Raw genomic sequence first — 274 nt, forward strand, 5'->3', positions numbered from 1 at the left:
GTCTTGTTTATCACCATAGTAACCAGGTACTAAAGGAACGTTTGCCGCGGCCATTATTTCTTTAGCACGGGTTTTTGAGCCCATTGCTTCAATACTCGTTGCTGGTGGGCCAATAAAAGCAATGTTATGGGCTTCACAGGCTTTAGCAAATTCACTGTTTTCTGATAAAAAGCCGTAGCCTGGATGAATGCAATCAGCGCCACTGGCTTTAGCAACCTGCAAAATTTTATCTGCGACTAGGTATGAATCTTTACTTGGCGCAGCACCAATATGG

The 274-nt window shown here is 43.8% G+C and carries 1 protein-coding gene; it reads right to left on the bottom strand.

Annotated elements, in window-relative coordinates; translation table 11 throughout:
* A partial coding sequence (locus AAEY68_RS21055; protein WP_350586828.1) for a biotin carboxylase N-terminal domain-containing protein occupies window positions 1-274 on the bottom strand: 274 nt, incomplete at both ends.

Origin of the sequence: Pseudoalteromonas sp. RB2-MNA-CIBAN-0110 (genome assembly GCF_040309305.1) — a bacterium.
Taxonomy (GTDB): domain Bacteria; phylum Pseudomonadota; class Gammaproteobacteria; order Enterobacterales; family Alteromonadaceae; genus Pseudoalteromonas; species Pseudoalteromonas arctica.